Origin of the sequence: Ameyamaea chiangmaiensis, assembly GCF_013376175.1 — a bacterium.
Lineage (GTDB): Bacteria > Pseudomonadota > Alphaproteobacteria > Acetobacterales > Acetobacteraceae > Ameyamaea > Ameyamaea chiangmaiensis.
The window spans coordinates 1-2,500 of sequence record NZ_JABXXR010000168.1; the positions used below are offsets into that span (position 1 = coordinate 1).

General features: G+C 55.4%; 1 tRNA gene and 2 rRNA genes (1 of these 3 cut by a window edge). All 3 read right to left on the reverse strand.

The features are described 5' to 3' along the window. Window positions 1-77: transfer RNA gene (locus HUK82_RS14125), tRNA-Met, on the reverse strand. Between the two features lie 34 nt (window positions 78-111). Beyond that, window positions 112-227 (reverse strand): 5S ribosomal RNA (rrf, locus tag HUK82_RS14130). A 104-nt stretch (window positions 228-331) separates the two neighbouring features. Beyond that, a 23S ribosomal RNA gene (locus HUK82_RS14135) occupies window positions 332-2,500 on the reverse strand; it runs 570 nt beyond the window's last position.

A 2,500-nucleotide genomic window follows, 5' to 3' on the forward strand; every position in this document is an offset into this window, starting at 1 on the left:
TGGTTGCGGGGACAGGATTTGAACCTGTGACCTTCAGGTTATGAGCCTGACGAGCTACCGGGCTGCTCCACCCCGCGGGGGTGATTGTGTGTAGTATGAGTGGGTTTGAAGACCTGGCGGCGACCGACTTTCCCGCATCTTAAGATGCAGTATCATAGGCGCTGGGGCTTTTCACGTCCGAGTTCGGGATGGGATCGGGTGGGGCAATCCCCGCCAGAGCCACCAGGTCGTCGAACCCACTCACTGAGTGAGTGTGTTTTGGTTGGTGCGTATTGTTATGAGTGTGAGGTGTGGATGATTACTGTGCATGTGTGTGCCACGCTAGGTGGCTGTAATTGAGCCTATTGGGCGATTAGGACCAGTTAGCTGCACGCGTTACCGCGCTTTCACACCTGGCCTATTGACGTGATGGTCTATCACGGCCCTTGGGGAGACCTAGTTTTGAGGTGGGTTTCCCGCTTAGATGCTTTCAGCGGTTATCCCGTCCATACTTAGCTACCCGGCTGTGCCACTGGCGTGACAACCGGTGCACCAGAGGTATGTTCATCCCGGTCCTCTCGTACTAGGGACAAATCCTCTCAAGTCTCCAACACCCACGGCAGATAGGGACCGAACTGTCTCACGACGTTCTAAACCCAGCTCACGTACCACTTTAATCGGCGAACAGCCGAACCCTTGGGACCTGCTCCAGCCCCAGGATGTGATGAGCCGACATCGAGGTGCCAAACCTCCCCGTCGATGTGGACTCTTGGGGGAGATCAGCCTGTTATCCCTAGAGTACCTTTTATCCGTTGAGCGATGGCCCTTCCACGCGGGACCACCGGATCACTATGGCCGACTTTCGTCTCTGCTCGAGCTGTCACTCTCGCAGTCAGGCGGGCTTATGCCATTGCACTCAACAGTCGATGTCCGACCGACTTGAGCCCACCATCGCGCGCCTCCGTTACACTTTGGGAGGCGACCGCCCCAGTCAAACTGCCCACCATGCAGGGTCCCGGACCAGGCTTACTGGTCTCGGTTAGACATCAAAGAAATTCAGGGTGGTATTTCAAGGATGGCTCCACCGGAACTGGCGCCCCGGGTTCATAGCCTCCCACCTATCCTACACAGAATTCCTCTGATGCCACTGCAAAGCTGCAGTAAAGGTTCATAGGGTCTTTCCGTCTGACCGCGGGTACCCCGCATCTTCACGGGGAATTCAATTTCGCTGAGCCTATGCTGGAGACAGCGGGGAAGTCGTTACGCCATTCGTGCAGGTCGGAACTTACCCGACAAGGAATTTCGCTACCTTAGGACCGTTATAGTTACGGCCGCCGTTTACCGGGGCTTCAATTCAGTGCTTGCACACCTCCTCTTAACCTTCCGGCACCGGGCAGGCGTCAGGCCGTATACGTCGTCTCTCGACTTCGCACAGCCCTGTGTTTTTACTAAACAGTCGCTACCCCCTGGTCTGTGCCACCCACCGATGGTTGCCCAACGATGGGTCTCGTTTATCCCGAAGTTACACGAGCAATTTGCCTAGTTCCTTCAGCATAGTTCTCTCAAGCGCCTTGGTATGCTCTACCAGTCCACCTGTGTCGGTTTAGGGTACGGTCTATATGCCAGAGCTATTTCCTGGAATGGTCAAAAAGCCGGATCAATCCGATAAGACCCGACAACATGTTCCATTCGTCACTTCTGGCAGGCCCAGGAATATTCACCTGGTTTCCATCGACTACGGCTTTCGCCCTCGCCTTAGGGGCCGGCTCACCCTGCGTGGATTAACCTTGCGCAGGAACCCTTGGACTTTCGGCGACAGTGTTTCTCGCACTGTTTATCGCTACTCATGTCAGCATTCGCACTTCTGATATCTCCAGAGAGGGTCACCCCGTCTCCTTCACAGACCTACAGAACGCTCCGCTACCGCGCACACAATGTGTGCACCCACAGCTTCGGCACGTGGCTTGAGCCCCGTTACATTTTCGGCGCAGGGTTTCTATTAGACCAGTGAGCTATTACGCTTTCTTTAAAGGATGGCTGCTTCTAAGCCAACCTCCTGGTTGTTTTGGAATCCCCACATCCTTTCCCACTTAGCCACGATTTGGGGGCCTTAGCTGGTGGTCTGGGCTGTTTCCCTCTCGACGATGGACCTTAGCACCCACCGTCTGTCTGCCGCGCTCATACTTCCGGGTATTCGGAGTTTGGTTAGGTTTGGTAAGACTTTGGGTCCCCCTAGCCCATCCAGTGCTCTACCCCCCGGGGTAATACGCGACGATCTACCTCAATAGATTTCGCGGAGAACCAGCTATCTCCGAGTTTGATTGGCCTTTCACCCCTAGCCACAGCTCATCCCCGACTTTTTCAACAGGCGTGGGTTCGGCCCTCCAGTGCGTGTTACCGCACCTTCAGCCTGGCCATGGCTAGATCACTCGGTTTCGGGTCTTCTGCCAGCAACTGAACGCCCTGTTCAGACTCGCTTTCGCTACGCCTACACCTAACGGCTTAAGCTCGCTGCAAACAG